21 protein-coding genes are annotated in these 26,642 nt (G+C 61.4%); 15 read left to right on the top strand and 6 right to left on the bottom strand.

What is annotated here, in order from left to right:
* The first annotated feature begins 17 nt into the window (after window positions 1-17).
* The gene (locus tag ABD919_RS20815; protein WP_345238006.1) at window positions 18-776 is read left to right on the top strand and encodes a DUF2490 domain-containing protein; all 759 of its coding nucleotides are present in this window, start codon (window positions 18-20) and stop codon (window positions 774-776) included.
* A 200-nt stretch (window positions 777-976) separates the two neighbouring features.
* Here the strand turns inward: ABD919_RS20815 and ABD919_RS20810 are convergent, their stop codons facing one another.
* Complete coding sequence (locus tag ABD919_RS20810; RefSeq protein WP_345238005.1) at window positions 977-1,819, bottom strand: FRG domain-containing protein; 843 nt, start codon at window positions 1,817-1,819, stop codon at window positions 977-979.
* Window positions 1,820-2,072: 253 nt separating this feature from the next.
* Between ABD919_RS20810 and ABD919_RS20805 the strand changes: the two genes are divergently transcribed.
* A complete protein-coding gene (locus ABD919_RS20805) occupies window positions 2,073-2,867 on the top strand; it encodes a hypothetical protein (protein ID WP_345238004.1) in 795 nt (264 codons plus the stop codon).
* Window positions 2,868-2,900: 33 nt separating this feature from the next.
* The gene (locus ABD919_RS20800) at window positions 2,901-5,405 is read left to right on the top strand and encodes a T9SS type A sorting domain-containing protein (protein WP_345238003.1); all 2,505 of its coding nucleotides are present in this window, start codon (window positions 2,901-2,903) and stop codon (window positions 5,403-5,405) included.
* Between the two features lie 270 nt (window positions 5,406-5,675).
* Here the strand turns inward: ABD919_RS20800 and ABD919_RS20795 are convergent, their stop codons facing one another.
* The gene (locus ABD919_RS20795) at window positions 5,676-6,527 is read right to left on the bottom strand and encodes an oxidoreductase (RefSeq protein WP_345238002.1); all 852 of its coding nucleotides are present in this window, start codon (window positions 6,525-6,527) and stop codon (window positions 5,676-5,678) included.
* A 505-nt stretch (window positions 6,528-7,032) separates the two neighbouring features.
* The gene (locus ABD919_RS20790) at window positions 7,033-9,033 is read right to left on the bottom strand and encodes a T9SS type A sorting domain-containing protein (protein WP_345238001.1); all 2,001 of its coding nucleotides are present in this window, start codon (window positions 9,031-9,033) and stop codon (window positions 7,033-7,035) included.
* Between the two features lie 359 nt (window positions 9,034-9,392).
* On the opposite strand from ABD919_RS20790, the gene ABD919_RS20785 reads away from it, so the two are divergent.
* From ABD919_RS20785 to ABD919_RS20745, 9 genes are all read left to right on the top strand, one after another.
* Entirely contained in the window at window positions 9,393-10,802 is a 1,410-nt protein-coding gene (locus ABD919_RS20785) for an alpha/beta hydrolase-fold protein (protein WP_345238000.1), read from the top strand.
* 177 nt (window positions 10,803-10,979) lie between these two features.
* Window positions 10,980-12,458, top strand: coding sequence for an IMP dehydrogenase (gene guaB, locus ABD919_RS20780; protein ID WP_345237999.1), 1,479 nt, complete (start codon window positions 10,980-10,982; stop codon window positions 12,456-12,458).
* 385 nt (window positions 12,459-12,843) lie between these two features.
* Window positions 12,844-14,241: a PP2C family protein-serine/threonine phosphatase gene (locus ABD919_RS20775; protein ID WP_345237998.1), complete on the top strand. Its 1,398-nt coding sequence runs from the start codon at window positions 12,844-12,846 to the stop codon at window positions 14,239-14,241.
* A 15-nt stretch (window positions 14,242-14,256) separates the two neighbouring features.
* The gene (locus ABD919_RS20770; RefSeq protein WP_345237997.1) at window positions 14,257-14,586 is read left to right on the top strand and encodes an STAS domain-containing protein; all 330 of its coding nucleotides are present in this window, start codon (window positions 14,257-14,259) and stop codon (window positions 14,584-14,586) included.
* Between the two features lie 96 nt (window positions 14,587-14,682).
* A complete protein-coding gene (locus ABD919_RS20765) occupies window positions 14,683-15,096 on the top strand; it encodes an ATP-binding protein (protein ID WP_345237996.1) in 414 nt (137 codons plus the stop codon).
* 400 nt (window positions 15,097-15,496) lie between these two features.
* Entirely contained in the window at window positions 15,497-17,815 is a 2,319-nt protein-coding gene (locus tag ABD919_RS20760) for a peptidylprolyl isomerase (protein WP_345237995.1), read from the top strand.
* Window positions 17,816-18,053: 238 nt separating this feature from the next.
* Complete coding sequence (locus tag ABD919_RS20755; RefSeq protein WP_345237994.1) at window positions 18,054-19,442, top strand: peptidylprolyl isomerase; 1,389 nt, start codon at window positions 18,054-18,056, stop codon at window positions 19,440-19,442.
* Window positions 19,443-19,564: 122 nt separating this feature from the next.
* The gene (locus tag ABD919_RS20750; protein ID WP_345237993.1) at window positions 19,565-20,521 is read left to right on the top strand and encodes an AAA family ATPase; all 957 of its coding nucleotides are present in this window, start codon (window positions 19,565-19,567) and stop codon (window positions 20,519-20,521) included.
* A gap of 84 nt (window positions 20,522-20,605) precedes the next feature.
* Window positions 20,606-21,022, top strand: a complete 417-nt coding sequence (locus tag ABD919_RS20745) for a hypothetical protein (protein ID WP_345237992.1) — start codon at window positions 20,606-20,608, stop codon at window positions 21,020-21,022.
* Window positions 21,023-21,192: 170 nt separating this feature from the next.
* Here the strand turns inward: ABD919_RS20745 and ABD919_RS20740 are convergent, their stop codons facing one another.
* Window positions 21,193-22,077 (bottom strand): SDR family NAD(P)-dependent oxidoreductase, encoded by an 885-nt coding sequence (locus ABD919_RS20740; RefSeq protein WP_345237991.1) that lies wholly within the window; start codon window positions 22,075-22,077, stop codon window positions 21,193-21,195.
* Between the two features lie 159 nt (window positions 22,078-22,236).
* Between ABD919_RS20740 and ABD919_RS20735 the strand changes: the two genes are divergently transcribed.
* A complete protein-coding gene (locus ABD919_RS20735) occupies window positions 22,237-22,791 on the top strand; it encodes a GNAT family N-acetyltransferase (RefSeq protein WP_345237990.1) in 555 nt (184 codons plus the stop codon).
* 179 nt (window positions 22,792-22,970) lie between these two features.
* Here the strand turns inward: ABD919_RS20735 and ABD919_RS20730 are convergent, their stop codons facing one another.
* Both ABD919_RS20730 and ABD919_RS20725 read right to left on the bottom strand, forming a co-directional pair.
* A complete protein-coding gene (locus ABD919_RS20730; protein ID WP_345237989.1) occupies window positions 22,971-23,312 on the bottom strand; it encodes a hypothetical protein in 342 nt (113 codons plus the stop codon).
* A gap of 814 nt (window positions 23,313-24,126) precedes the next feature.
* Entirely contained in the window at window positions 24,127-24,351 is a 225-nt protein-coding gene (locus ABD919_RS20725; RefSeq protein ID WP_345237988.1) for a hypothetical protein, read from the bottom strand.
* Between the two features lie 9 nt (window positions 24,352-24,360).
* Here ABD919_RS20725 and recA point away from each other — a divergent pair, with 9 nt between their 5' ends.
* Together recA and ABD919_RS20715 are read left to right on the top strand one after the other, a co-directional pair.
* A complete protein-coding gene (gene recA / locus ABD919_RS20720; protein ID WP_425556427.1) occupies window positions 24,361-25,458 on the top strand; it encodes a recombinase RecA in 1,098 nt (365 codons plus the stop codon).
* Window positions 25,459-25,696: 238 nt separating this feature from the next.
* Window positions 25,697-26,515, top strand: coding sequence for a DUF3108 domain-containing protein (locus tag ABD919_RS20715; RefSeq protein ID WP_345237987.1), 819 nt, complete (start codon window positions 25,697-25,699; stop codon window positions 26,513-26,515).
* The last annotated feature ends 127 nt before the right edge of the window (window positions 26,516-26,642 follow it).

Raw genomic sequence — 26,642 nt, 5'->3', positions numbered from 1 at the left:
TTACGTAACTTGTTTCTATGAAACACCTCTTCGCGATTGGACTTAGCGCAGTACTGGCCTGGGGCATCGGCTCCGGGGCAGCCCGTGCCCAGGCCTCGCCCAGTGGCGGGCCACCGGTAGGCTGGCTTAGAATCAGCTCCGTAGCTCCATTGCGAGGGCATTGGAGCCTGCATTCGGAGGTGGAGACGCGGCAAAACAACGCCCAGCTGGCCGCTCAATACCTGGGGCGCGTGGGGCTGCGCTGGCACTACGGCCCCAGCTTTAGCGTAACCACAGGCTACGTACTCGCCTACAACGAGCTCCAGCCCGGCGACCCGCGCGAGCCTCTGCCCGAACACCGGCTGTACCAGGAAATAGCCCTGGCCGATGCTACGGGCCCCTTGCGCGTAGGCCACCGCCTGCGCGCTGAGGAGCGCTGGCTGCGCCCCGCCCCTGAAGCAGGCTTTCGATTTGCGCCCCGGCTGCGCTACCACCTGCGGCTGGTGGCCCCGCTACGGCGCGATGCTAAGCTTCCCGTAGGCAGCCTGTTCCTGACAGCCTCCAACGAGTTTTTCGCCGGTCTGGGCGCACACACCGGTCGCAGCTTCCTCGAGGAAAACCGCCTCAGCGGGGGGCTGGGCTACCGCCTGAGCCGCCTGACCACCGTGGAACTGGCCTACCTACGCCAAACCCAAACGGCAGGCTACGAGGCGGCGCCGCTAGCCCGCAATGCCGTGCAACTCAGCCTGGCCTATGCCCCAGCCGCCCGGCAGAGCCTGGTAAGGCAGCCGTTATAGGGGAAAGTTGGCCAGCCTACTGCTTTGAGCAGCTGAATAGATTATAGGAAAAGCCCCAATGCCAGCGCTGGCATTGGGGCTTTTTCATTGCTCACAGTCAAGGGCGCTGAGCATCGGGGCAAGGACGCCAATTGTGGCACCCACACCATAGCCAAATCATCCTTCCACCTATTACTTCATCACCTCATCACCTCATAAAATCATCCCGGCAATTCCCCGCCGGGGCCGCCGGCGCTTTGTCCGCGGGCTGGCGAGTAGTGGCGGTGCAGCCAGCGGCTTAGCCCGCTCAGGCCGGGCAGCAGCACCCGCTCGGTAATGTTGGCCTGGTCGAGCTTGTCGCGCACCTCCCACTTGAGATGGGCCGGAATGATGATGCGGTAGTACAGCTCGGGCCGGTCGGCCAGCCAGTCGTGCAGCACGCTCTGGGCCGAGTTCATCAGCGAAAACAGGGCGTACTGGTGCACAATGCGGGCGTCGAGGCTGGGCGGCTCCAGAAACAGCACAAACGGCTCGGGCTGCAGCTCTTCGAGGTTGCGCAGGCTGTTGCTCACGGGCTCCAGCAGCTCGGAGGTGAAGACGTTGGAGCCCTCCTGGCGCAGGGCGTCGCGGAGCTTGGCGGGCAGGTGCTCGGCCGCCTTCACGTAGTTGAGGGCCCAGATAATGCCGTCTTCGTGGTAGGCTTCGAGGTCGTCGGTCGCAAAGTGCAGGGCCACGTAGGGCGAGTAAGTCCAGTCGAGCAGGCGGGTGGGCAGGCCGTGGTGCTGGGCCAGGGCCAGCCAATCCCAGGTGCTGGCGGCCTCCGCCGGCGTGGTGGTGTCGCGGGCGTACTTGCGGAAGTTGCGCAGGAGGTGGTGCTCCAGTTGGTGGTACTCGCCGCCCAGGCGCTGCAGGCTGGTTTCGAGCTGGTAGAAGCGCGAGCGGCCGCCCCGGTACACAAAAGGGGAGCGGAAGCGGCCGATGCGGCCATCCCAGGTATCGCGAAATAGCAGGCGCTGCAGCTCTTCCCAGGTGGTGGCCTCGAAGTCGTTGGCAGAAAAGGGCATGGATAAATAGGGGGAAACGGTGGGTGAGCGAAGGTACGTTGCCTGCCCAGGCAATGATGCCAGACCATGGAGCGAAGGCTGGCCACGCCCTGAACTGAGCCCAACGGTACGGCACCGCTTGTCGCTCATTCTGCGCAGCAGTCCTTCCGTCGAAGTCCAGGGGCCGCCCATCGAAATTTTATTTCCTGCCACAACCGGGCGGCCTGCCCCCGGAGTTATATTTGCCTACCTCTAAGCTCTTGCTTACCAGCCGATGAACTACTACATGCCTGCCAGGGTCACGCGCTGGTTTTTCTTGGCTTTGCTGGCCGTAGCAGCTGGCCTGGCTCCGCAGGCGGCCCGGGCGCAGGCGCCCCGCCCCATTGTTCGGCTCGATTTGCAGGGCAGCGGCATGTTAACCGACCAAACCCACGTCTACTTTCAGGCGGGCGCCACCACGGGCTTCGACTCTTCCTTCGATGCCAGCAAGCTGCCCAATCCTTCGGGCCTCAACATTGCCAGCGTGATGGGTACGCAGCAGTACTCCATCAACGGCCTGCCACCGCTTAATGCCACTCCCCTTTCGGTACTGCTGTTTGTGGGCGTGCCGGCGTATGGCAGCTACCAGATTCGGGTTGGGCAGTTCGACAACCTGACCTCGCCGGCGGTGTGGCTGCGCGACGCCCAGCTTAATACCCGCACCCGCCTGGCTCTGGGCACCACCATTACCCTCAGCTTCACCAACACCTACACGGCCGTCAACCGCCTGTACCTGGAGTTTGATGCGCTGCTGCCCGCAGCTGCCGCAGCTTCGGCGCCGGCCCTGCAGCCCCAGCTCTGGCCCAACCCCGCCCAGGGCAGCTTCAGCCTGCGCCTGCCCACGGCTGATGCGACCAGGGCTGTGCTACTCGATGCCCTGGGCCGCAGCGTGCGCAGCATCGACCTGCCCCGGCGCCGGGGTGCCCTTACCCTGCCGGTGGATGTGCGGGGCCTGCCCCCCGGCTACTACCGGGTGCGGGTGCTGGGCCCGGGCAAAGCCGCGGCCTCACTTCACCTGGTACTGGAATAGCTTTCGCCCTCAATCTGCTTCTATTTATACTTCATGACGTATTTCTATACCCCGGCTGGCCGGCGCCGCTGGGGAATGGGCCTGCTGCTGCTGCTGGCCCTCGTGTTTAACAACGCCCAGGCCCAGGGGAACCGCCCTCTCATCCGGGTCGACCTGCTCACCAGCACCACGCTCACCGACCAGGCCTACGTGTACTTTCAGGCCGACGCCACGCCCGGCTTCGACCCCTTGCTGGATGCGGCCAAGCTCTCCAACCCTTCCGGCCTGAACCTGGCTACTCTGGCCGGCACCCGGCAGCTGGCCATCAACGCCCTGCCATTGCTGGTGCCGGGCGTGCTGCTGTCGGTGCCCATGTTTGTGGGCGTGCCGGCCTATGGCAGCTACCGGTTTCGGGTAGGGCAGCTCGACAACATGCCCGCCACCCGGGTGTACCTGCGCGATGCCAGCCTCAACACCCGCACGCTGCTGGCCCTGAATACCACCTATGCCTTCAGCATGAGCGGCACCTACTCTACCAGTACGCGCTTCAGCCTGGAGTTTGAAGAAGATGTGCTGCCCGACCTGGTGGTGAGCACGCCCATGCTGAACCCCCTGGGTGCTTACCGCAACATTACCATCGCCAGCGGCGGCGTGCTCACCCTGCAGTCGGACCTGTACGTGAGCGGTACCCTCACCGTGGAAACGGGCGGCGGGCTGGCCACCGGCTCCTACTCGGCCAGCGCCAGCCGCTACCAGAGCTTCGTGGTGCGGGGCAATAGCTTCGTGCTGCAGCCCGGCAGCTACCTGAGCGTGGGCGACGTGGCCGGCATCACAAGCAGCAGCTTCACCGGCAGCATCCGCACCGACACGCGCAGCTACTCGCCCGAGGCCACTTACGAGTACATCTACCCCGCGCCTCTGCAATCCAATGCCCGGCAGGAGACCGGCAATGGCCTGCCCGCTACCGTGCGGGCCCTGGCGGCCAACAGCCACCGCGAGCTGGCCACCGGCTACGGGCCGGGCATCCTGCGCCTGTCGCAGCCCCTCGCCATTACCCAGCAGCTCGACCTGCACACCCACCTCGATACCAACGGCTATGGCCTCACGCTGCAGTCTGCACCGGGCGGCGGCACGGCCGTGGTGGGGGCTATTACTGGCGCGCTGGTCGGCAGCCTGACCCTGGAGCGGGCCATCAGCCCGGCCCTGAATGCGGGGGCCGGCTACCGCCACTTCAGCAACCCCCTCGACAGCGGGCCGCTCTTTTCCTTCGATGCCGGCTCTTCCTTCGTGCCGACAAGCAACCCTGCCTACAACACCTCGGCCACGCCCGGCACGGTAAGCCCGTTTCCTAATCTGTTTACCTACGACTTCACGGCCATTCCCGGCAGCCCGGCCAGCAGCTACGCCCCCTTCGACCGTGGCTGGCGGGCCCTGAGCATTTCCGACCCCACGCCGGGCCGGGGGCAGGGCTTTATTGCTCACCTGCCGCCGTTGGCACTGGTGCGCTTCACCGGGCTGCTGAACGAGGTAAGCCAGCAGGTGGACTTCCCCGCCAACCCGGACATTACGCCGGGCTGGGTACTGGTGGGCAACCCTTTCGCAGCCCCGCTCGACAGCCGGCTGCTCACGCGCCCTGCCTCGGTGCCGGCGGCTATCTACGTATTCGAAAGCACCGGCGCCTATGCCGGCCGCTACCGCGCCTATGTCAATGGCCTGGGCGTCTCACCCGTGGTACCGAGCGGCCAAAGCTTTTTCATGAGCCAGGCCGCCGGGGCCGCACCGGCTACCCTGACCGTGCCGCTGGCTGCCCGCCTGCCCAGCTACGACGCCAGCACGCCGGCCTTTTACCGGGACATGCCCGACGCCCGCCCCCAGCTTAAGCTGAGCCTGGCCGGCAATGGCAGCCGCGACGAGCTGCAGGTGTACGCCCAAACCGGGGCTACTGCCGGCTTCGACGCCCAGTTCGACGCCTACAAGCTCCCCAGCCCCGGGCAGGTAGAGCTGGCCGCGCTGGCCGGCCGCGAAGCGCTGAGCATTGCCGGGCTGCCGCCCTTCAGCCCCAACGCAGCCACGGTAGTTCCCCTGGCGGTGCGGCTGCCGCGCGCTGGCAGCTACACGCTCAGCGCCGAAAGCCTCCGCAACTTCGGCGGCACGGCGGTGTACCTGCTCGATGCCCTCACCGGGCAGCGGGTGCAGCTGCAGCCGCAAGCCAGCTACACCTTCAGCAGCAGCAGCACTGCTCCGGCCGGGCGCTTCGCCCTGCAGTTCGGCACTGCCCGCCCCCTGGGCAACAGCAGTGCCCTGGCCGCATCGGTCAGCATCTACCCCACCCCCGCCCGCGGGCAGCTGACGGTGAGCCTGCCTCCCCTGGCCCGCGCCACCCCCGTGCAGGCCGTGCTGCTCGACGCGCTGGGGCGCCCCGTACTGCAGCAGCAGCTGGGCGGCACTACGGCCGGTAGCAGCTGCCAGCTCTCTACACAGGCCCTTGCCGCCGGTGTTTATACCCTGCGGCTGCAAGGAGCCGAGCTTTCGGCCACCAGGCGCGTGGTAATAGAATAAGGCCGACAACCTGGTAAAAAGCCCCGGTGCCGCTACTGGCGCCGGGGCTTTTTGCACTTAGTGCCCACCAAGCTTCCTGAGTACTTGTGCATAAGAAACCGTATTCACCCTACGCCGCCAACCTCACCCCCGGCCCCTCTCCAAAAGAGAGGGGAGCCTGTCCCGAAAATCGCCGTTTGGCACCCCCTCTCTTTTGGAGAGGGGGCCGGGGGGTGAGGTTAACGTGGCCGCGCCGACTATACGGGTACTTGTGGCTGAATACTTAACTGCTTACTCGCCGGCCGGAAAGTCGGCTGCTTCGCCGATGTGGGCGTACTGCTCCAGCTCCCTGGCCAGGGTAGCTACCTTGTCGCGGGCCCCGCGCACGGCGGCTACGCCCAGGGGCAGGTGCAAGGGCGGGTTTTCCATGCGCACCAGCTCAAACATGGCCTTGGCGGCGCGCACGGGGTCGCCGGGCTGCCGGCCGCTGTAGCCCTGAATGGCCCGCATGTTCTCGCCCACGGTGGCCTGGTAGTCGTCGATTTCGGGCTCGGTAAAAGTGGCCGACTCGCCGGCCCACTTCGTGCGGAAGCCACTGGGCTCGACGTTGGTAACGCGAATACCCAGGGGCGCCAGCTGCAGGCTCAGGCTTTCGCCGATGCCTTCGAGCGCGAACTTGGAGCCGTTGTAGATGCCCACCCCCGGGAAGGCGCGCAGCCCGCCAATGCTGGTGATGTTGAGGATGTGGCCCGCGCGCCGGCTGCGCAGGTGGGGCAGCACAGCCCGCAGCACGTGCAGGGGCCCGAATACGTTGACGTCGAACTGCCGCCGCACCTCTTCGGCGCTTACTTCCTCGATGCTGCCCATGGAGCCGTAGCCCGCGTTGTTCACCACTACGTCGAGGTAGCCGAAGTGCGCAATGGCCGCTTCAATGGCCGCTTTTACCTGCTGCTCCTCGGTAACGTCGCATACCACGCCCAGGGCGCGGCCGCTGCCGTGCCCACTAAACTCGCTGGCTTGGCCGTCTTTGCGGAAGGTGGCCGCCACCCGGTCGCCCTGCTCCAGGGCATAGGTAGCCAGCGCTTCGCCAAAGCCGGTGGAAGCCCCCGTAATAAACCATGTTTTGGAAGTTGAATCTGACATAGGGGTTTAGCAAAATGAGAAATTGTCCAGGCAGGTTTCAGCCTGAAGGGTGAGACTTGACGGTGGGCAGCGTGTAAGACGTTTCAAGCAGGGAATTGTTTGAAGAAGCAGCTGCCCGTGGCCGTGAAGCTGTTGAGTTAAGCATTGAGTTGGTAGAGGCGTCTGGTTGCGTTTCGTCGCTAAACGCGATTAACTTATCGGCGCGGCCGGAGACGCAAATGGTCTAGGTAGCCCAAGCTGAAATTGGCACCCGCCCCGCTGCCGACCTAGCCCGGCTCCCCGCTACGTGCCTAAGCCCCCGCCGCGCGCAGCTGGGGCTTACCCAAACTAAAAAGAGCACCGGCCGGTTAGCCGGCGCTCTTTTTAGTTGTGCGGGTTTGTCGCCCCGCAAGCGTGGCCACGGCCTAAAAAAAAGCGCTGGCCCAGGAGCCAGCGCTTTGCAGGATTTAGAAAAGAAACAGGCCGCAGGCGCGGCTGGGGCTTTCATTTCCGGGGTCAGCCTCGGCTACTCCACCACCAGCTTCTGGCTGATGGTGCCTTGGGCCGTAGCCAGGCGCAGAGCATACATGCCCGCCGCCAATCCCTGCAGGGATACCGGCTGGGTTTTCATGCCAGCCCGTAGCACTTGGGTCCGCACCACGCGGCCCAGCCCGTCAAACAGCTCCACGGTATGGGCCGTGCGGCTAAGCGTGGCCGGTAGCTCGATGAAGACGGTATTACTGGCCGGGTTGGGGTAGAGCAGCACCTGGGCGGCTAGCTGCGGGGCGGCGGTGGCCGTGGGCACACCCCGCGGCCAGTACGCGCCGAAGTAGGCCGACACCTTGCTGCCATCGCCCACGGCGAGGAAGATGCCCCCGGCGTAGACCTGGCCGCTGCTGCCCACGGCTACGGTATACACGGCATCGTCCATTCCCGTGCCCAAGGCGCTCCAGGCCGTGCCGTTCCAGCGCGCCACCCGGCTGGCGACCACCCCGCCGGCCGTGGTGAAGGTGCCCCCGGCGTAGAGCTCACCACCGCTGCCCACGGACAGGGCCACCACGCCACGACTGCTCAGGCCCGTGCCCAGGGCGTTCCAGGCCGTGCCGTTCCAGCGCGCCACGTAATTGGCGGCCACCCCACCGGCCGTGGTGAAGATGCCCCCGGCGTAGAGCTCGCCGTTGCTGCCCACGGACAGGGCTTGCACGGTATTGTTCAGGCCCGTGCCCAAGGCACTCCAGGCTGTGCCGTTCCAGCGCGCCACAAAATTGGCGGTCACCCCACCGGCCGTGAAGAAGAGGCCTCCGGCGTAGAGCTCTCCACCGCTGCCCACAGCCAGCGCATACACGGCATTACCGTCCATTCCCGAGCCCAGGGCGCTCCAGGTCGTGCCGTTCCAGCGCGCCACCCGGTTGGCGGCCACCCCGCCAGCGGTGGTGAACGCCCCCCCGGCGTAAAGCTCCCCGCCGCTGCCTACGGCCAGGGCGTCCACGCCATTGTTCATGCCCGAACCCAAGGCAGTCCAGGCTGTACCGTTCCAGCGCGCCACGTAATTGGCGGCCACTCCGCCCGCCGTAGTGAAGCCGCCCCCAGCGTAGAGTTCGCCGTTGCTGCCCACGGCCAGGGCTCCCACGGCTCCGTCCATGCCGGTGCCCAGGGCAGTCCAGGCCGTGCCGTTCCAGCGCGCCACCCGGCTGGCGGCCACCCCGCCGGCCGTGGTGAAGCTGCCCGCGGCGTATACTTGGCCGCCGCTGCCCACAGCCAGGGCAAATACGGTATTGTTCATGCCCGTTCCCAGGGCGCTCCAGGCTGTGCCGTTCCAGCGCGCCACCCGGCTGGCGGCCACCCCGCCAGCGGTGGTGAAGAAGCCCCCGGCGTAGAGCTCGCCGCCGCTGCCTACGGCCAAGGCTCCCACGGCACCATCCATGCCCGAACCCAAGGCAGTCCATGCTGTGCCGTCCCAGCGCGCTACCCGGCTGGCGGCCACCCCGCCAGCGGTGGTGAAGAAGCCCCCGGCGTAGAGCTCGCCGCCGCTGCCTACGGCCAGCGCATTCACCTGATTGTTCATGCCCGTGCCGAGGGCGCTCCAGGCCGTGCCGTTCCAGCGCGCTACGTAGTTGGCCCGCACGGTGCCCACGACCGTAAAGCGGCCACCGATGTAGACATCAGTTCCGCTACGCACCACGGTAAGCACCTCACCGTCGGTACCGGGCAGGCCGAAGCCGTCCTGCCAGTTTTCGTCGCCGGCGCCAGCCGGGCGGAATGTGGGCCGCCCGTCGGGGGCCGTGGCCAGGAAGTAGCCGCGGGCATCGAAGGAGCCTTTGGTGCCCGCCTTGAGAGTGCCGTTGGGGTTTAGGGCCCCAGCCAGGGGCTGGCTTTTGGGCATCGGGGCTTCGGCCAGCGGCCCGGTCGGGGGCGTGCTGGCTCCGGCCGGGGCAGCTAGTAGCCATGTAAGCAGCAGGGCCCGCAGCAGGCCCGCCAGAGGCCGAAGGCTGGTTAACGACCGAGGAGAAGTAAGCACAAGCAACATGAAATAAGATGATAGAAAAGTCTGGTAAAGCTACACCCGCCTCAGAACGGAGTAAGGCCTGCGAGTTGATATTTATTTTGAATGATAAGTGAAAAGCAAGTCCATGAGTGGTTACTCATTTTATAAAGCTGTTTTGAACCTTTCTCTTTCTAGGTGCTGCGTTAAAAGTAAAAAGACAGGCTGGATGAGTTTTAGCTTTTAACGCTCACCTTTTACTACCTAAAAAAGGTGTACTACCCCTAAAACCACTCCAGGAAGCTTGCAAGCTCTTGCCGCAGGACGTACAAAAGCCTTTCTAACCAGCTTGTATCTTTCGCATAGCAAGGCCCTTGTACCCCGCTGCTCGCTGTATGTTCACTATGAAAAACCTGTTTACCCTACTGCTGACCCTGTGGGCCTCGCTGGCCTCGGCGCAGGTGACCTTCCGCATCACGGCCGTGCCGGCCAACACGCCCGCCAATGCCGTCATCTATATGGCCGGCTCGTTCAACAACTGGAACCCCGCCAGCTCCGCCCACGCCCTGAGCTACAACAGCGCCGACGGCAGCTATGAGCTAACGCTGCCCACCGGCACGGGCACCATCGAGTACAAGTTTACCCGCGGCAGCTGGGCCGCCGTCGAAACCAACGCCAGCAACGGGCAGGTGCCCAACCGCCGCTTCACCTTTGGCAGCAGCTCCGGCCCGGTGCTGCACCAGGTGCTGAACTGGGAAGACCTGGCCGGCGGCACCCCCGGCGGCCAGTCGACGGCCAATGCCAACGTCCGCATTATTTCCACCTCCTTCCAGATGCCGCAGCTCAACCGCAGCCGCCGGGTGTGGATTTACCTGCCCACCAACTATGCCGGCAGCACCCGCCGCTACCCCGTGCTGTACCTGCAGGACGGCCAGAACGTGTTCGACAACCTCACCGCCTTTGCCGGCGAGTGGGGCGTGGACGAAGCCCTGGCCCAGCTGCAGGCCAGCGGCCAGGACCCCACCGGCTGCATCGTGGTGGCCGTGGATAACGGCGGCGCTTCCCGCCTCGACGAGTACTCGCCCTGGAACAACCCGCAGTACGGCGGCGGGCAGGGCGAGCAGTACGTCAACTTCCTGGTGCAGACCCTCAAGCCTTATATCGACCAGAACTACCGCACCCTCACCGGGCGCGAGCACACCGGCATTGCCGGCTCCAGCATGGGCGCCCTCATTGCCACGTATGCCGCGTTGCGCTACCCGGCTGTGTTCAGCAAAGTGGGCGTGTTCTCGCCGGCTTTCTGGTTTGCCAACACCCAGCTGCACCAGTACCTGCGCCAGAACCCTGCCAACCCCAACACCCGCTTCTACTTCGTGGCCGGCACCAATGAAAGTGCCACCATGGTGCCCCACATGCGCGCCGTGCGCGACTCCCTGGCCCGCCAGGGCGTGCCCGCCACCAACCTCAGCTTCACTACCCACGCCGACGGGCAGCACGCCGAGTGGTACTGGCGGCGCGAGTTCCCGGCGGCCTACCAGTGGCTGTACGCCGCCGCCCCCACGGCCTCGGCCCGCCCCCAGCTACCCGGCACTCTGCTTTACCCCAACCCCGCCGCCGAAACCCTGCGGGTGCAGCTGCCCGCCGCCACAGCCACGGCCGAGCTGCAGCTCCGCGACGCCCTGGGCCGGGTGGTGCTGCGCCGCCAGGTACAGGCCCAGGAGGCCGTGGACGTGCGCGGGCTGCCCAGCGGCATCTACATCTCCCGCCTAAGCAGCGCCGGCTTTATCAGCACCAGTAAGTTCATCAAAGAATAATATTCTGCCTATCGACCAAAACAACGCTTATTGCTGCAATCCAGCGGCCCCGGCGGGCATAAACACCTTTACCCAAAATCCCTCGGCAACCAGAAACAAGAAACCAGCAACCCAAAACTACCCGGCGGCACCGTACCTTTGACCGGCAATAGGTTTCACCCCGAAAACTTCTTGCGCATGGCCGACTCCGCCGCCCCCAAAATTGCCTTCGAGGCCCTCACCTACGACGACGTGCTGCTGCTGCCAGCCTACTCCGAGGTTCTCCCCCGCGACTGCGACACCAGCACCCGCCTCACCGATACCATCCGGCTGAACACCCCGCTCATCTCGGCCGCCATGGATACCGTGACGGAAGCCGACATGGCCATTGCCCTGGCCCAGGAGGGCGGCCTCGGCATCATCCACAAAAACATGGGGGTGAAAGCCCAGGCCGAGCAGGTGCGGCGCGTGAAGCGCAGCGAGTCGGCCCTCATTGCCGACCCCTTCACCCTGGCGCCCGGCGCTACCCTCGGCGATGCCAAGCAGCTCATGCGCAAGCACGACATCGGCGGCATTCCCATTATTGAAGACGACCGCCGGCTCGTGGGCATCCTCACCAACCGCGACCTGCGCTTCGAGAAAGACCTCAGCCAGCCGGTGAGCACCGTGATGACGCCCCTGGCCCGCCTCATCACCGCCCCCGCCGGCATCGACCAGGCCGAGGCCGAGGAGCTGCTGCAGGACAGCAAAGTGGAAAAGCTGCCCCTGGTGGACAAGGACGGCCGACTGGCTGGCCTGATGACGTACAAGGACATCCGCAAGCGGCGCCGCTCGCCCCGGGCCAGCAAAGACCGCCTGGGCCGCCTGCGCGTGGGCGCCGCCGTGGGCGTCACCGCCGACCTCATGGCCCGCGTAGCCGCGCTGGTTGATGCCGGCGTCGACATCGTAAGCCTCGACACCGCCCACGGCCACTCCAAGGGCGTGCTCGACGCCGTGAAGGCCATCAAGGCGGCATTCCCCAGCCTGCCGGTAATGGCTGGCAACGTGGCTACCGCCGCCGGCGCCCGCGCCCTGGCCGATGCCGGCGCCGATGTGGTGAAGGTGGGCGTCGGGCCCGGCTCCATCTGCACCACGCGCATCATCGCCGGCATTGGGGTGCCGCAGCTCTCGGCCGTGCTGGAAGCGGCCCGGGGCCTGGAGGGCACCAAGGCCACCCTGGTGGCTGATGGCGGCATCAAGTTTTCGGGCGACGTAGTGAAAGCCCTGGCCGGAGGTGCCACCGCCGTCATGGTGGGCTCCCTGCTGGCCGGCACCGAGGAAGCCCCCGGCGACCTCATCATCTACGAAGGCCGCAAGTACAAAACCTACCGCGGCATGGGCTCGCTCGAAGCCATGGAAGACGGCAGCAAGGACCGTTACTTCCAGGACGCTGAAGACGACGTGAAAAAGCTGGTGCCCGAAGGCATCGTGGGCCGCGTACCCTTCAAAGGCAATGTGTCGGAGGTGATTTACCAGCTGGCCGGCGGCCTGCGGGCCGGCATGGGCTACGTGGGGGCGGCGAATATAGCCGCCTTACAAGAAGCCCAGTTCGTGCGCATCACCAATGCCGGCCTGCGCGAAAGCCACCCCCACGACGTGCAGATTACCCGCGAAGCCCCCAACTACAGCAGCCGGTAAAGGGTGCGGATAAAGGAATAGGGGGTAAGGTGTGAAAGGAGGAAAAAGGGAACCTACGTGTTGCGCTTATCTGGCGTAAGCTTAAGGCAGGAAGTTCAACCTTCTTATTCCTATTCCACATTACCCTAGCCCCTACCTCCTATTCCTTCTCCCCCATCCCCTCAACCCCACTCCCTGGTTCCCGTATCAACAATTTCCTACCTGCCCGATTGTATCTTGCACAGCAATTGGAGCGCCTATAGGGCGCAAGGGGCTTGGTTAATTGTGCTAATTCTAGTCGCTCTGCGTGCGTCAACGGTTACTATCCATACTCTTCCCTCTTACCCTGCTGAGCTGGGGTGCCCTCATGGTCAACGCTGTGAGTGGAGAAGAGAGGCTATCCTGGATGTACTGGCCAGTGCTGGCCCTGCTGCTTACCGCGCTGCTGTCGTTGGTGGGCCTGGTGATAGTATACCGCAGCCAGCCCGAGCCAACAGCCCCGCTAGTAGCCGACCTGGCGCCGCGCCGCACCGAAATTGCCAGCCTGCAACGGCTGACCCAGATTATTCAGCGCGGCCAGACCTCGAGTGAGATTTATAAGATTCTGCTGGAGTCGGCGGTGCAAACGGTAAGGGCCGATGCCGCCTGGCTCGACCTGCAGGCCGGGCATTCTGATGCTGAAGCGCCTGACGCCGGGGCTCTCTACCACCAGCTCACGCCAGCCCAGGCAGCTACCATTCGCGACTACCTCATCAGCCATTCGCTGCAGGACAGCGAGCGCATATTCAACGAGCTCACTGACGGGCCCTCCCTGGGCAGCGGCCCCCTGCGCTCCCTGCTGGCCCTGCCGCTGCGAGGCATGCACAACCACTACGGCACGCTTTACCTGCTAAAGCAGCAGGCCCAGGGTTTTCACCACGAAGACCTGGGCATTCTGCAGACCTTCACCAGCCAGGCAGTCCTTAGTATTGAAAACCTTCAGCTGGCCGCCAACTCGGCCGAAAATCAGCGCACCCAGGAAGAGCTGAAAATTGCTTCGCAGGTGCAGGAAAGCCTGATTCCTAAAAACCTCCCTACCGACAACTGGTTCGAAATCAGCTCCCACTCCCTGGCCGCCAAGGAAGTAGGCGGCGACTTCTACGACTTCCTGCACCTGCCGGGCCGCCGCCTGGCTGTGCTCATCGGCGACGTATCCGGCAAGGGCGTCACGGCTGCCTTTCACATGGCCCAGATGAAAGGAATTTTCCACGCGCTGATGCAGGAAAACCCTTTGGCTAAGTCGGAGCGCGACAAGTTTCCGGTGCCCAGCAAGTTCATGGCCCAGGCCAACGCGGCCCTTACCCACTGCCTGGAACGCTCGTCGTTTATCACCTCCACGCTCTACATCATCGACTATGAGCAGGGCGGCTTCATGTTTGCGCGGGCCGGGCACTGCCATACCCTGTACTACCACGCCATGCGCGAGGAAGTGTTCTACTTCGAGTCGACCGGCCTGGGCCTGGGCATTATCCGCAACGACAGCTACGAGAAGCACATCAAAAATCAGTTTTACGACTACAGCCCCGGCGATGTGATGGTCATCTACACCGATGGCATCGTAGAAGCCCGGGGCGAGGGCAACACCGAGTACGGCGAGGCCCGCCTCAAAGCCCAGCTCGAAGCCAGCTACTACCTCGAAGCAGACGAAATCAAGGAGCACATCCTGCGCGACCTCAACAACTTCACCCGCGGCTACCCTATTCACGACGACCAAACCCTGCTGGTCATAAAATTTAAAGCCGCTCAACCCGCACCATTCGCCTAACGTATCGGCCTCACTATGAAAGTAACCGCTCAACCCTCCGCCGATGTCCTCACCCTCCAGCTAGACGGTGAACTGGACGCTAGCTCCGCCATCCTGCTCGACACCGAACTGGCTAAGCCCGATATCCTTGAGTACCGCAAGGTGCTGGTGGACTGCGCCAAGCTGACCTACATTTCCTCGGCCGGCCTGGGCGTATTCATCTCCCACCTGCAGCGCTTTCAGGATGCCAACGTAAAGCTGGTTTTCTACAACATGCAGGAAAAGGTTTTCAACGTGTTTGAAATCCTGGGCCTCGATGCCCTGATGACCATCGTTCCCACCGAAGCCGAAGCCACGGCTGCCTAATTCAATTAAAAATTTTGAATTAGAAATTATAAATGTTGCCGCCGGCCCCCATCGGCAATTCATCATTTTTAATTTTTAATTTTTAATTCTGTCAAGATGAAGTCCACACTCCGCATTGCTTGTTCGCGCGGCAACCTGCAAGAGGTGCGCGACTTCGTGCGGACTTACCTCACCCAGCGCCAGCTTGCCGATGTAGCAGTAAATCAAGTAGTTCTGGCCGTCGACGAGGTAGTGGCCAACTTCATCATTCATGCCAACGATGAGGATGAAACGCAGTTTCTGGACTTGAAAATGAGCTTCAAAGGACCGGAGCTCAACATCGAGATAGCCGACCAGGGCGATACCATTTTCCTGCCGCCGGAACACCAGGCCCCCGACCTGCGCGACTACATCCGCCAGGGCCGCAAAGGCGGCATGGGCATGACCCTGGTAAACCGCCTTATGGACCGGGTGGAGTTCTTCACCCGCGACAACCACACCGTTTGTCATCTGAGCAAGCGCCTGGCGTAAGCGCTGCACTTGGCCCCCACTCAGCGCAGCTCCTCTATTGGTGTATGCTTTGAATAAGAAGTCAAATGCTGATAGTTCAAAGACGGGCTTGTTTCTCTTTAAACTTTTAACTCTCTCCCCTGACCTGAGCAATACTTAAGAAGTCCCCCGCCTAAACAGGCGGGGGACTTCTTATGAGTGCCGGTTCAGCTGGCAGCCGGACAGCCGTGCTGGGCAGCGCTGAGCATCTGCTGCTTGCCGCTGCAAACAGGAATCTACCCTTGGGCGCCGTCCTGCTGTTGGCGGTCACTTGCTGCGTCCCTCCCACTTACACGTAAAATTGCCTAATTTCGCAGCGGTAATCTTACGCCCGCGCCGCATCTGCCTACCTATCCGGCGCAGCTGACTTCTTAATCCACTTATGCACAAACGCATTTTGTACGTCGGCGCGGCCGCCGCTACGCTATTCTCCGGCTGCCAGGCTTCCAAACCCGCGGCCACGGCTGCCGCCTCAACCACCACCGGCCCTGTAATCGAAACACTGGGAACTTACCCGGTGCCAGCCAGCGAGTTTGCTTACGTTTATCGCAAGAACAACAGCAATGCGCCCGAGTACGGCAGCCGCCAGAGCGTAAACGAGTACCTGGACCTGTACACCAACTTCCGCCTCAAGGTGCTGGAAGCCGAACAGAAAGGCCTCGATACCACCCAAGCCTTTAAGCGGGAGCTCGATGGCTACCGCCAGCAGCTGGCTCAGCCCTACCTGACGGAAAAGAGCGTAACCGACCAGCTGGTGAAGGAGGCGTACGACCGCATGGGTCAGGAAGTCAATGCCTCCCACATCCTGATACGCATTGCCCCCGACGCGGCGCCGCAGGATACCCTGGCGGCGTATCAGAAAATTGAGAAAATCCGCCAGCAGATTGCCGCCGGTCAGGACTTTGGAGCGCTGGCTCGGGAAGTAAGCGAAGACCCCTCGGCCAAAGACAACGGCGGCAAGCTGGGCTACTTCACCGCCATGCAGATGGTGTACCCCTTCGAGTCGGTTGCCTACAAGACGCCCGTAGGGCAGATTTCGGCGCCGGTACGTACCCGCTTCGGCTACCACCTCATCAAGGTAAACGACAAGCGCGCGGCTCAGGGGGAGGTGAAAGTAGCTCACCTGATGGTGCGCGTGAACCGCAACGCCCCGACGGCCGACTCGCTGACCGCTAAAAAGAAGATTGACGAGCTGTACGCCCGCCTCCGTAAAGGCGAGAACTGGGACAAGCTCGTGGCGCAGTTCTCGGAGGATGCCGGCTCGGCCGCCAACGGCGGCGAGCTGCCGCCCTTCGGCACCGGCCGCATGATTCCCTCGTTTGAGGAAGCCGCCTTTAAGCTGCAGAGCCCCGGCGACCTGGCCGCCCCTGTGCAAACACCCTATGGCTGGCACGTAATCAAGCTGATTGAGAAGCAGCCCGTACCCAAGTTTGCCGACATGGAGCCCACCCTGAAAAGCAAGGTGGCCAAGGACTCCCGCTCGGAGCTGAACCGCGCCGCTTTCCTCAAGCGCGTGCGCCAGGAAGACCAGTTTGTGGAAATTCCTGCTGCCAAGCAGTACGTGCTGGGCAAAGCCGATACCGCCCTCGTGAACGGCCGCTTTAAATACACGGCTCCCACGGCCGCTCCGGCCAAAGGCAGCAAGGGCATGAGCGATAACATGCCCCTGTTCACCATCAAGGGCAAGCCCTACCCCATCAAGGATTTCCTGACGTTTGCTCAGCAGAACCAGCGCTCCCGCCCCGGAGCCGACCCCAAGTTCTTGATGCAGCAGCTCTACGACCAGTACGTAGACCAGACCCTGACCGAGTTTGAGCGCAACAGCCTCGACACCAAGTATGAGGACTACCGCATGCTGGTGAAAGAGTACCGCGACGGCATCCTGCTGTTTCAGCTCATGGACGAGAAAGTATGGAGCAAAGCCATTGAAGACACCGTTGGGCTGAAGAAATACTTCGCCGAAAACCAGGCTAAGTACCAGTGGGACCAGCGCGTGCAGGGCACGGTTATCAGCGCGGCTACGCCGGAGCTGCTGGCCCGGGCCCAGAAAGAAATGAAAACCGGTCGCTACCCCGTAACCAAGGGGCTGGCCAAAGGCGCCACTTTCCGCCCCAACACCGCCATCCTGACCAAGATTGGCTGGATTTCGCTCGATGAGGTAGCCCGCCGCATGATGGAAGACACCCTGACGACGGTAACCCTCACCGGCCGGATTAAAAAAGGCGAAAAAGCCTCCCTGGCCAAGGCCCGCGGCGATTCCGCCGTGAGCTACCTGCGCCGCAAAAGCGGCATCCCGGCCCGCCGCCTGCGCTCGGCCATGGCAGCCGCGCCGTTTGGTGAGCCCACCGCCCAGATTGCGCTGGTGAGCAGCAGCCCCACGGCCCTGGAAGCCTTGATGAATGAGCAGAACCCGCTCTCGGTACAAGTCACCCAGCGCATCTTCCAGAAGGGCGACAACAAGGTAGTGGATGACATGATGAACCGCGAGCCTGGCACCTACACCGTGCAGAAAGACGGCCGTCATTACGCCGTCATCATCGACAAGAGCCTCCCGGCCGGTCCCAAAAGCCTGGCTGAGGCCCGCGGCCAGGCCACCAGCGACTACCAGACCTACCTCGAAAAGCAGTGGATTGCCGAGCTGCGGCAGAAATACCCGGTGAAAGTGAACGATGCCGAGGTAAATAAGCTGGTAACCAAGTAAGCCACGAGTAAATGGCTGAATGGATGAATGGGTGAATGACTCAGATTCGCGGGTCATTCACCCATTCAGCCATTCAGCCATTTACCCATTGGCTAGGCTGCAACCTTATCGGGCCCCTGCTACTCCTTGTTTTTGCCTGCCTACGGATTTATAGTGAAATTTACGGGCCGTTTGTGGTGTTAGCACCTACGCCGGCCCGGCTTTGAACAACCGTTCGGCTGGCTCCATTCCCTATTCTATGCTGTATCAAGTGAACCGTGCCGCCACACACCTGCTCCTTACGGTGCTGTTGCTGCTGGCTATTACCCCCCAAAGCCAGGCCCAGCTTGGCATCAGCCGCAGCAAAGGCCAGCAGCTGCTGGATGGAATTGTTGTAAAGGTTGACAACCAGATTGTGCTGCGCTCCGATGTCGAGAACATTTACGCCCAGGAGGTAGCCCGCGCCGAAGGCAAGCTGCTGCCGCCGGACTTAAAGTGCAAGATTCTGCAGAGCCTGGTGCTTAACAAGCTCATGCTGGCCAAGGCCGAAACCGACTCGGTAACGGTTACCGACCAGCAGGTAAACAACGAGCTGGACCGCCGCATGGCCTACTTCATCCAGCAGATTGGCTCCGAGAAAAAGCTGGAAGAGATGTACAACAAGCCCGTGAAGGCCTTGAAGGACGACCTGCGCCCCCAGATTCAGGAGCAGCTGGTGCAGCAGAAAATGCAGGAAACCATCACCGGCAAGGTGTCCGTTACGCCCAAAGAAGTAAGCGCCTACTTCAACCGGGTGCCCAAGGACAGCCTGCCCTACTACAGCACCGAGGTAGAGGTGGGGCAGATTGTGATTCCGGCCCAGGTAAACGAAAAAGCCAAGCAGGCCACCATCGCCAAGCTCAACGACATCCGGGCCCAGATTCTGGCCGGGGCCGACTTTGCCACCCTGGCCAAGAAGCATTCTGAGGACCCCGGCTCGGCCGCTGAAGGTGGCTACCTGGGTTTCTTTAAGCGCCGCGAGCTGGTGCCCGAGTACGAAGCTGCGGCCCTGAAGCTGGAGCCCGGCCAGCTTTCGCCGGTGGTGCAGTCGCAGTTCGGCTTCCACCTCATTCAGTTTATTGAGCGCAAAGGCGACAGCTACTCCACGCGCCACATTCTGCTCAAGCCGGCCACGGGCAGCGCCGATGCCAGCGAAGCCGGCAAAAAGCTGGCCCGCATCCGCCGGCAGATTCTGGCTGACAGCATCAGCTTTGCCAAAGCGGCCAAAGAGCACTCATCCGACAAAAGCAGCAGCGGCAACGGTGGCCTGTTTGCGAACCGCCAGGACGGCGGCTCGCGCCTGCCGCTCGACAAGCTCGACCCCGCCATCTTCTTCACCATCGACACCATGAAGGTGGGCCACATCACCCCGCCGCTGCCGTATCGTACCGACGACGGCAAGGAGGCCATGCGCATCATCTGGCTGAAGTCGAACACCCCGCCTCACCAGGCCAACCTGCAGGAAGACTATCAGAAAATTGCGGCCGCGGCCCTGGCCGAGAAAAGAAACAAGGCGCTTGACAACTGGTTTTTGAAAAACCGGGGGAGCGTGTACCTGGAAATTGCCCCGGAGTACGCCCAGTGCAAGGTGCTCGACGTTGAAGAATAGAGCTTAGATTTTAGAGCCTGGAGCTTAGACTTGTTCAGCAACGTTTAAGCCCCGATTAGCTCTTCAATCCTCATTCACATTCAGTGACTAAGTTCTAAGCTCTTATTTCTAAGTTCTAAATAATGACAAACGACAAAGAAGCCGCCGACGCGCTGGCTGCCTCCTTTCGCTCGCTGCGCCAGGAAATAGGGAAAGTCATCGTGGGCCAGGACGAAGTGGTGCGCCTGGTACTCACCGCGGTTTTTTCGCAGGGCCATAGCCTGCTGGTGGGCGTGCCCGGCCTGGCCAAGACTCTGCTCATCCAAACCATTGCCGACTCCCTCGACCTGTCGTTCAACCGCATTCAGTTCACGCCCGACCTGATGCCGTCCGACATCGTGGGCTCGGAAACCATGAACCAGCAGCGCGACTTTCAGTTCGTGAAAGGGCCGGTGTTTGCCAACATCATCCTGGCCGACGAAATCAACCGCACGCCACCCAAAACCCAGGCCGCCCTGCTTGAATCGATGCAGGAATACGCCGTCACGGTAGCTGGCAAGCGTTACCCGCTCTCGCGTCCCTTCTTCGTGCTGGCCACCCAGAACCCCATCGAGCAGGAAGGTACCTACCCCCTGCCCGAAGCCCAGCTCGACCGCTTCATGTTCAACATTGAGCTGGGCTACCCGAGCTACGCGGAAGAGCTGAGCATTGTAAAAAACACCACTTCCAACACCAAGCAGACGGTAAACAAGGTGCTGCACGCTGCCGAGATTCAGGCCTACCAGGAGCTGGTGCGCCGCGTGCCGGTGGCCGACAACGTGGTGGAGTATGCCGTGAACCTGGTGCAAAAAACCCGGCCCAACACCGAGCGGGCTGCCCCCCGCACCAATCAGCTGCTGGAATGGGGCGCTGGCCCCCGGGCGTCGCAGCACCTGATTGTAGGCGCCAAGTGCAACGCCCTGCTCAACGGCAAGTACTCGCCCGATATTGAAGACGTGCGCGCCGTAGCCGTGCCCATCCTGCGCCACCGCCTGGTGCGCAACTTCAAAGCCGAAGCCGAAGGCATCGGCGTGGAGCAGATTGTGAAAGAACTGTTGTAACCAATGAGCAATGAGCAGTGAGCAGTGAACAATGTTGTTCTAACCGCTTATTGCTTATTGTTCACTGTTCATTGTTAATTGAAAATGGAAGCCCAATCCTACTACGAGCAGTTTGAGCGCAACGTGCGCATCATCCTCGACGCCCTGGCCGCCGGCCTTGACCTGCGCACGACTTCGCTCGAAACCAGCCTGCCGCTGGAAGTATATGTGCTGTGCGAAGTGCTGAACCAGGGCGGCGGCGAGCAGTTTCAGCTCACCGCCACCGGGGTAGCCCGCCTGGCCGAGTTTCAGCAGCAGTTTATGCGGCACGAAGGCCAGACGCTGGCCGCCATGCAGCGCATCCTGGCCGACAAGCGCGGTACCATGCGCACCCCGGAAGGCCGCGTACTGACCAAGGAAATGCTTATCCGACGCCTCGAATTCTTCAACGAAGCCGCCCGCCAGGTAAACGTAATGCGCACCCAGCAAGCCCTGGGCAGCCCCAAGCAATACGCCGTCTGAACCGCAGATTGACGCGGATTAAACGGATAAGAACGGATTCTTTTCCGCTTATGCTATCAAAGCAAAAGGCCACTGCTCGTTTAGCAGTGGCCTTTTGCTTTGGCTATGATTGAATAGATAAAGGACTTTTGAATCCGTTTTTATCCGATAAATCTGCGTCAATCTGCGGTTCAGACCATCCGCCCGGCATTTTCTTCCCGAATGCTGGTGTGGCCGTCCTTGCTGTGTTCCAGCACCAGCTGGCCTTCGGGCTCTTTCTTCAGTTCGCTGGGCACCTCTTCGCCGTGCGGGCCTTTGGAGTTGGTCACGCCCCCATCCACGAAGTAGAGGGCGCCGGTCACGTAGCTCGCCTCATCGGAGGCCAGGAACAGGTACACGTTGGCTACCTCCTCGGGGGTGCCCCGACGGCCCAGGGGCGGGGCAGCCACCACCTCTTTTTCCATCTTGGCGCTCATGGGTCCGGTTTCCTTGTGCGTCCAGGCTGTATCTACCGGGCCGGGGCATACGCAGTTGGCGCGCACGCCTTCCTTGGCCTGCTCCGTCGACACGCCTTTCATGAAGGCATGAATAAAGGCCTTGGTGCCGCCGTAAGGCGTATTCTGGGCAATGCCCATCCAGCCTGCCTCGGAGCCAGCCGATACAATATTGCCCCGGGATTTCTGCAGGTAAGGCAGGGCGGCCCGCGTCATGTGAAACACCGAGTAGATGTTATTCTTCACCATGTACTCAAACGCCTCAACCGGGTACTTGTCGAGGGTTGCCGTGGCCGGAAACACGCCCGCATTGTTGATGAGAATGTCGAGCTTGCCAAACTGCTCTACGGCCAGCTGCACGCAGGCCTCGGCTACGGGCTGCAGGGATAAGTCGCCGGTGAAGGGCACAGCTTGTCCCCCGCTGGCGGTGATTTCCTCACTTACCTCACGCACCGGGTCTTCGGCGAAGCCCGCTACTACCACGGCCGCGCCTTCTTTGGCAAAGCGCTTAGCCACGGCCTCGCCAATACCTGCCCCGCCACCCGTAACGATGGCTACTTTTCCTGTGAGTCTGCCCTGCATAATGATGAGGTGTTGCGCCAGCTAAAAGCCGGCTAAGTGAATAGAATGTAAGCTCGCACTGAAGCGCCAAAGAATTGCCCGCCTGAGCGGGGCTACCTAGTGCTTACTTTTCTCCTCACTTGGGGGTTACAGCCGGCCCGCATCTTCGTAAATACTTCCATGGCCCCGCTACCGCGTACTCCCCTTCTAACCGCCCGCCTGCTGCTGCGGCCCTACGAGCCCACCGACGCCGGCGACTTTTTTGCCTTGCTGGCCACCGAAGCCCAGCGGCTGCAGTCGTCTTTTCCCGACCGCCTGCGCACCATCACCACGCTGGCCGGGGCCCTGCAGGCGATTACCGGCTTCAGCCACGACTGGGACACGGGGCGCTTCTACGTGTTTGGCATCTGGGACCGCAGCACGCAGGACTACCTCGGCGACATCTGCCTCATGCCCCACCCACCCCACAGCGGGGAGATAGGCTACTACCTGTCGACCACGGCCGAAGGCCACGGCTATGCCCGTGAGGCCCTGGAGGCCATTACGGCCTTCGGCCTCGAAACCCTGGGCGCCCGCCAGCTGCTGATTCGCTGCTTTGCCGACAACCTGCGGGGCCAGGGTGTGGCCCGGGCCATTGGGTTTAAGGAAGAACCCAAGCCCAAGCCACCCTTCTGGGTGCGCACCCTGGATTTGGCGCCCGACGATAATATCGTGCGCTTTGTGCTGAAGCGGTAAATCGGCAGCCCTGTCTCAGCTTGACTCAGGAACGATGTAGAGACGCAATATTTTGCGTCTCCGGGACTGCGCCGTTAGCACAAGTATTGTTCTGCCGGGTCGCTCAACGACGAGACGCAAAATGTTGCGTCTCTACATCTGCCAGCCGGTTTTCCCATTCTTCTGAGCAACAGCTACGGCTACCGCCCCACCCGCACCCGCTTTCCCACATTCCCTAGCAGCCATTCCTGTCGGAAGTTGAGATACACCCCAAAGGAAAAATCCAGCAGCCGGGCATTCAGGTCGTACACCGGCTCTACGCGAACAGTCAGCGCGGCCGAATCATCGATGCGGAAGTCGCGCATGAGGCGCAGCAGCAATAACTGCCGGTTAGCCTCGCTATACGTGGGGTCCGACACGGTGCGCGAGATGCCCTGGTACAAGTCGCCGCCCAGTGGGGAAATGAAATTGCGGCCCTGGAAGTAGCTCAGCATGAAGTCGGCATATTTGGTTTCCAGGGTGCCGTTGAGGTAAACGCCCATTCCCGATTGGAAGGGAAAGCTGCTGACGAAGGAACGGTCCTGGTAGCCGAGAGCATAGGCGTTGAGGCGAAGGGCTCTATGCCTAGCGTAAGCCCAGCGTACAGTTAGGCCCAGCGCCTCATTAAATAGTGTCTGTAGTGGTTTATCCAATGTGTCAATCTGCCCGCCACTATGGGTAGCAGTAAATTGAAAAGGCACCGAAACCGTTAATGCACCGTGTTGTCTCTCACCAAGAAGACCAAAATCGCCGCTTAGCCCTCCTGCAATTTCTTCCTGAAAATTACTGTATCGGTATTGCTGTCGCTGCCAGTCTACCCAAGCATCCAGCCAGAGATGATTACTCGTGAAACGGTATTGCAAGCCCTCCTCAAGCGGACGTAGTAATACTCGCTCAAAATTAAAGAGCGGCTCTATATAACCATGATTTAAATGAGGCCGGATATTGCCTAGTATAAACTGGCTATTGTTGACAGTCCAGGTAGCCCGAAATGTGGGGCGCACCTGCTGGAATCCGGGGGCACCAAAATCTTTCCACAAAAAGATACCCGCTTCCAGCCGTAAGCTAGCACTAGGATAATAGACTAGCTGTGGGTTTAAGTGCGTCCCAAACAGGGTATATCCTTCGATAATCTGGTTAAAATATTCGTTGTCTTTGAAGAAAGTTAAGCTTTGCAGATTCAGCAATAACCGCCCAGAAAGAGAATCGATTACTACTGTGTCATTTGCGCGAAAGTCAGGAGATATGAGTAGTCGCGAATTCCCATGAAAATACTGGTGCCTGCGTACCCCTGGCTCAGATGAGATAAACGCCCGATTATCCAGCTGCGCGCTTGCCTTTTCTACTGTAATTAGCACAAGCACAAGGCCAACTAAAATTTTTAGAAAATTCCTCATATATTTCCGCTTCCAATGGCACGAAACGCAGGGTCGTTGTGTTAGAAAAAGCCAAGCAGAACAGCGCCAGCGCAGGTTTTTTCGTAGCATTGGCAATTGGCTGAATTTCGATTATCTTTATCAAACCTAATTCCTTTTTTCCCAACCCACACCAATGGCAGTAGCTACCGACAAAGCTTCTAAAGCGGACAAAGGCGAGACCAACGTCGCCGCCGAAAAAATGAAAGCCCTCCAGCTCACGCTGGACAAGCTGGACAAAGCCTATGGCAAAGGCACCGTGATGAAGCTCTCCGACCAGAAAGTCGGCGACATCCCGGCTATCAGCACCGGCTCCCTTTCGCTCGACATCGCGCTGGGCATTGGCGGGCTGCCCAAGGGCCGCATCGTGGAGATTTACGGCCCGGAATCGTCGGGTAAAACCACCCTTACCCTGCACGCCATTGCCGAAGCCCAGAAAAGTGGGGGCATGGCGGCCTTTATCGACGCCGAGCACGCCTTCGACCCCATCTATGCCCAGAAGCTGGGCATCGACACCGCTAACCTCCTCATTGCTCAGCCCGACAACGGCGAGCAGGCCCTGGAAATCGCCGACCAGCTGATTTCCTCGGGTGCCGTCGACATCTGCGTGATTGACTCCGTAGCCGCCCTGGTTCCCAAAGGCGAGCTCGAAGGCGACATGGGCGACTCGAAAGTGGGCCTGCACGCCCGCCTCATGAGCCAGGCCCTGCGCAAGCTCACCGGCACCATCAACAAGACTGGCTGCTGCTGCATCTTCATCAACCAGCTGCGTGAGAAAATCGGTGTGATGTTCGGCTCGCCCGAAACCACCACCGGTGGTAACGCCCTGAAATTCTACGCTTCGGTGCGCCTCGACATCCGTCGTATCGGCCAAATCAAGGAAGACAAGGACAACGTAACCGGCAACCGCACCAAGGTGAAGGTGGTGAAAAACAAAGTAGCGCCGCCCTTCAAGGTGGTGGAGTTCGACATCATCTACGGCCAGGGCATCTCCAAAGTCGGCGAAATTGTGGACCTGGGCGTCGACATGGGCATCATTGCCAAGTCGGGCTCCTGGTTTAGCTACGGCGACCAGAAAATCGGCCAGGGCCGCGAAGCGGTGAAAACCCTGCTGCTCGACAACCCTGAGCTAGCCGAGCAAATCGAAGCCAAAATCCGGCAGATGGCCAAAGGCGACGAGGACGTAATTCCCGTCGACATGGCTGGCCCCGAGGACGGCGAAGACACGCTCTAAGCCTCCGCTTGAACCTATCAGTACAAAAGCCCGTTGCATGCCGCGACGGGCTTTTTGCTATATACGGCTGCCTCTACAGGGCTTGGAACGGCTTCTGTATGCCGGGCCTCGCTCTGGCTAGCCGGGCCAGGAAAGCGGGCCGGCGGGGAGGCCCGTATAATCTTTGCCTTTCAGCCAAGCGTAGCTTTACTGGCATTCTGTTTGTCTTGCCCCGACGGATATTCACCTCACCTGTACTATGAACCGCCTCTGGCTTTTAATTTCTCCGCTTGCTCTGCTGCTCACCGCTGCTGCTTTGCCGCAGCTGGGCCCCGGCGATGCTGTGCGAAGCATTCCTCAAAACAGCTTTGGCCGGGGTGAAGTAATCAACTACACGGTACACTATGGCCTGATTAATGGCGGCGTGGCCACCGTAGAAACGGCCAACGGCTTGGAACGCGTAAACGACCGGCCCTGCTACAAAGCCACGGTGAGCGGCCGCACCACGGGCTCCCTGGATTTCTTTCTGCGCATTCGCGACCAGTGGCGCTCCTACATCGACACCACCAGTATTCTGCCGCTGCGCTCCCAGCGCGATATCGCCGAGAACAAGTACCGCAAAAAGGAAACTGTGTACTTCGACCACCTCAACGACCTGGCAGAGGTGCAGGACCACGACAAGGACGAGCCCAAGCGAACCACGGTAAAAATCGCCAACAACTCGGTCGACATGGTGAGTGGCTTCTACTACCTGCGCACCCTGCCCTTCGACCGTATGCGGGTAGGTGAGGTGATAAAAGTACCGGGCTTCCTCGACGGTGAAAATTTTATGCTGGACGTGATTTACAAAGGCCGCGAAACGGTAGAAACCAAGGCCGGCACCTATCGCACCCACAAGCTGGTACCCCGAATGCCCGACAACAAGCTCTTCCGTGGTGAAAACGCCATTGCCGTGTATTTCTCCGACGACCGGAATAAAATCCCGGTGCTGTTCGTAGCCGAGATGTTCGTCGGCTCGGTGAAGGTAGACATGGTGAAGTACCAGGGCCTGAAGCACCCCCTGAACGCAGTACGATAATCCCAATCCCACTTTTGGCGCTGCCCCCGTTGTTGCTTTCTCCAGGCAAGAGCGGGGGCAGTCCGCGTCTTGGCGCCCTAGAGCGGTTCCACCGTTCCGCTGTACGCCGCTCAGTAGCGCGGGCTTT

Origin of the sequence: Hymenobacter saemangeumensis, from assembly GCF_039541835.1 — a bacterium.
Classification (GTDB): Bacteria; Bacteroidota; Bacteroidia; order Cytophagales; family Hymenobacteraceae; genus Hymenobacter; species Hymenobacter saemangeumensis.
The sequence above is the reverse complement of the archived record's forward strand: the minus strand, read 5'-3'. Positions and strand labels throughout refer to the sequence as shown.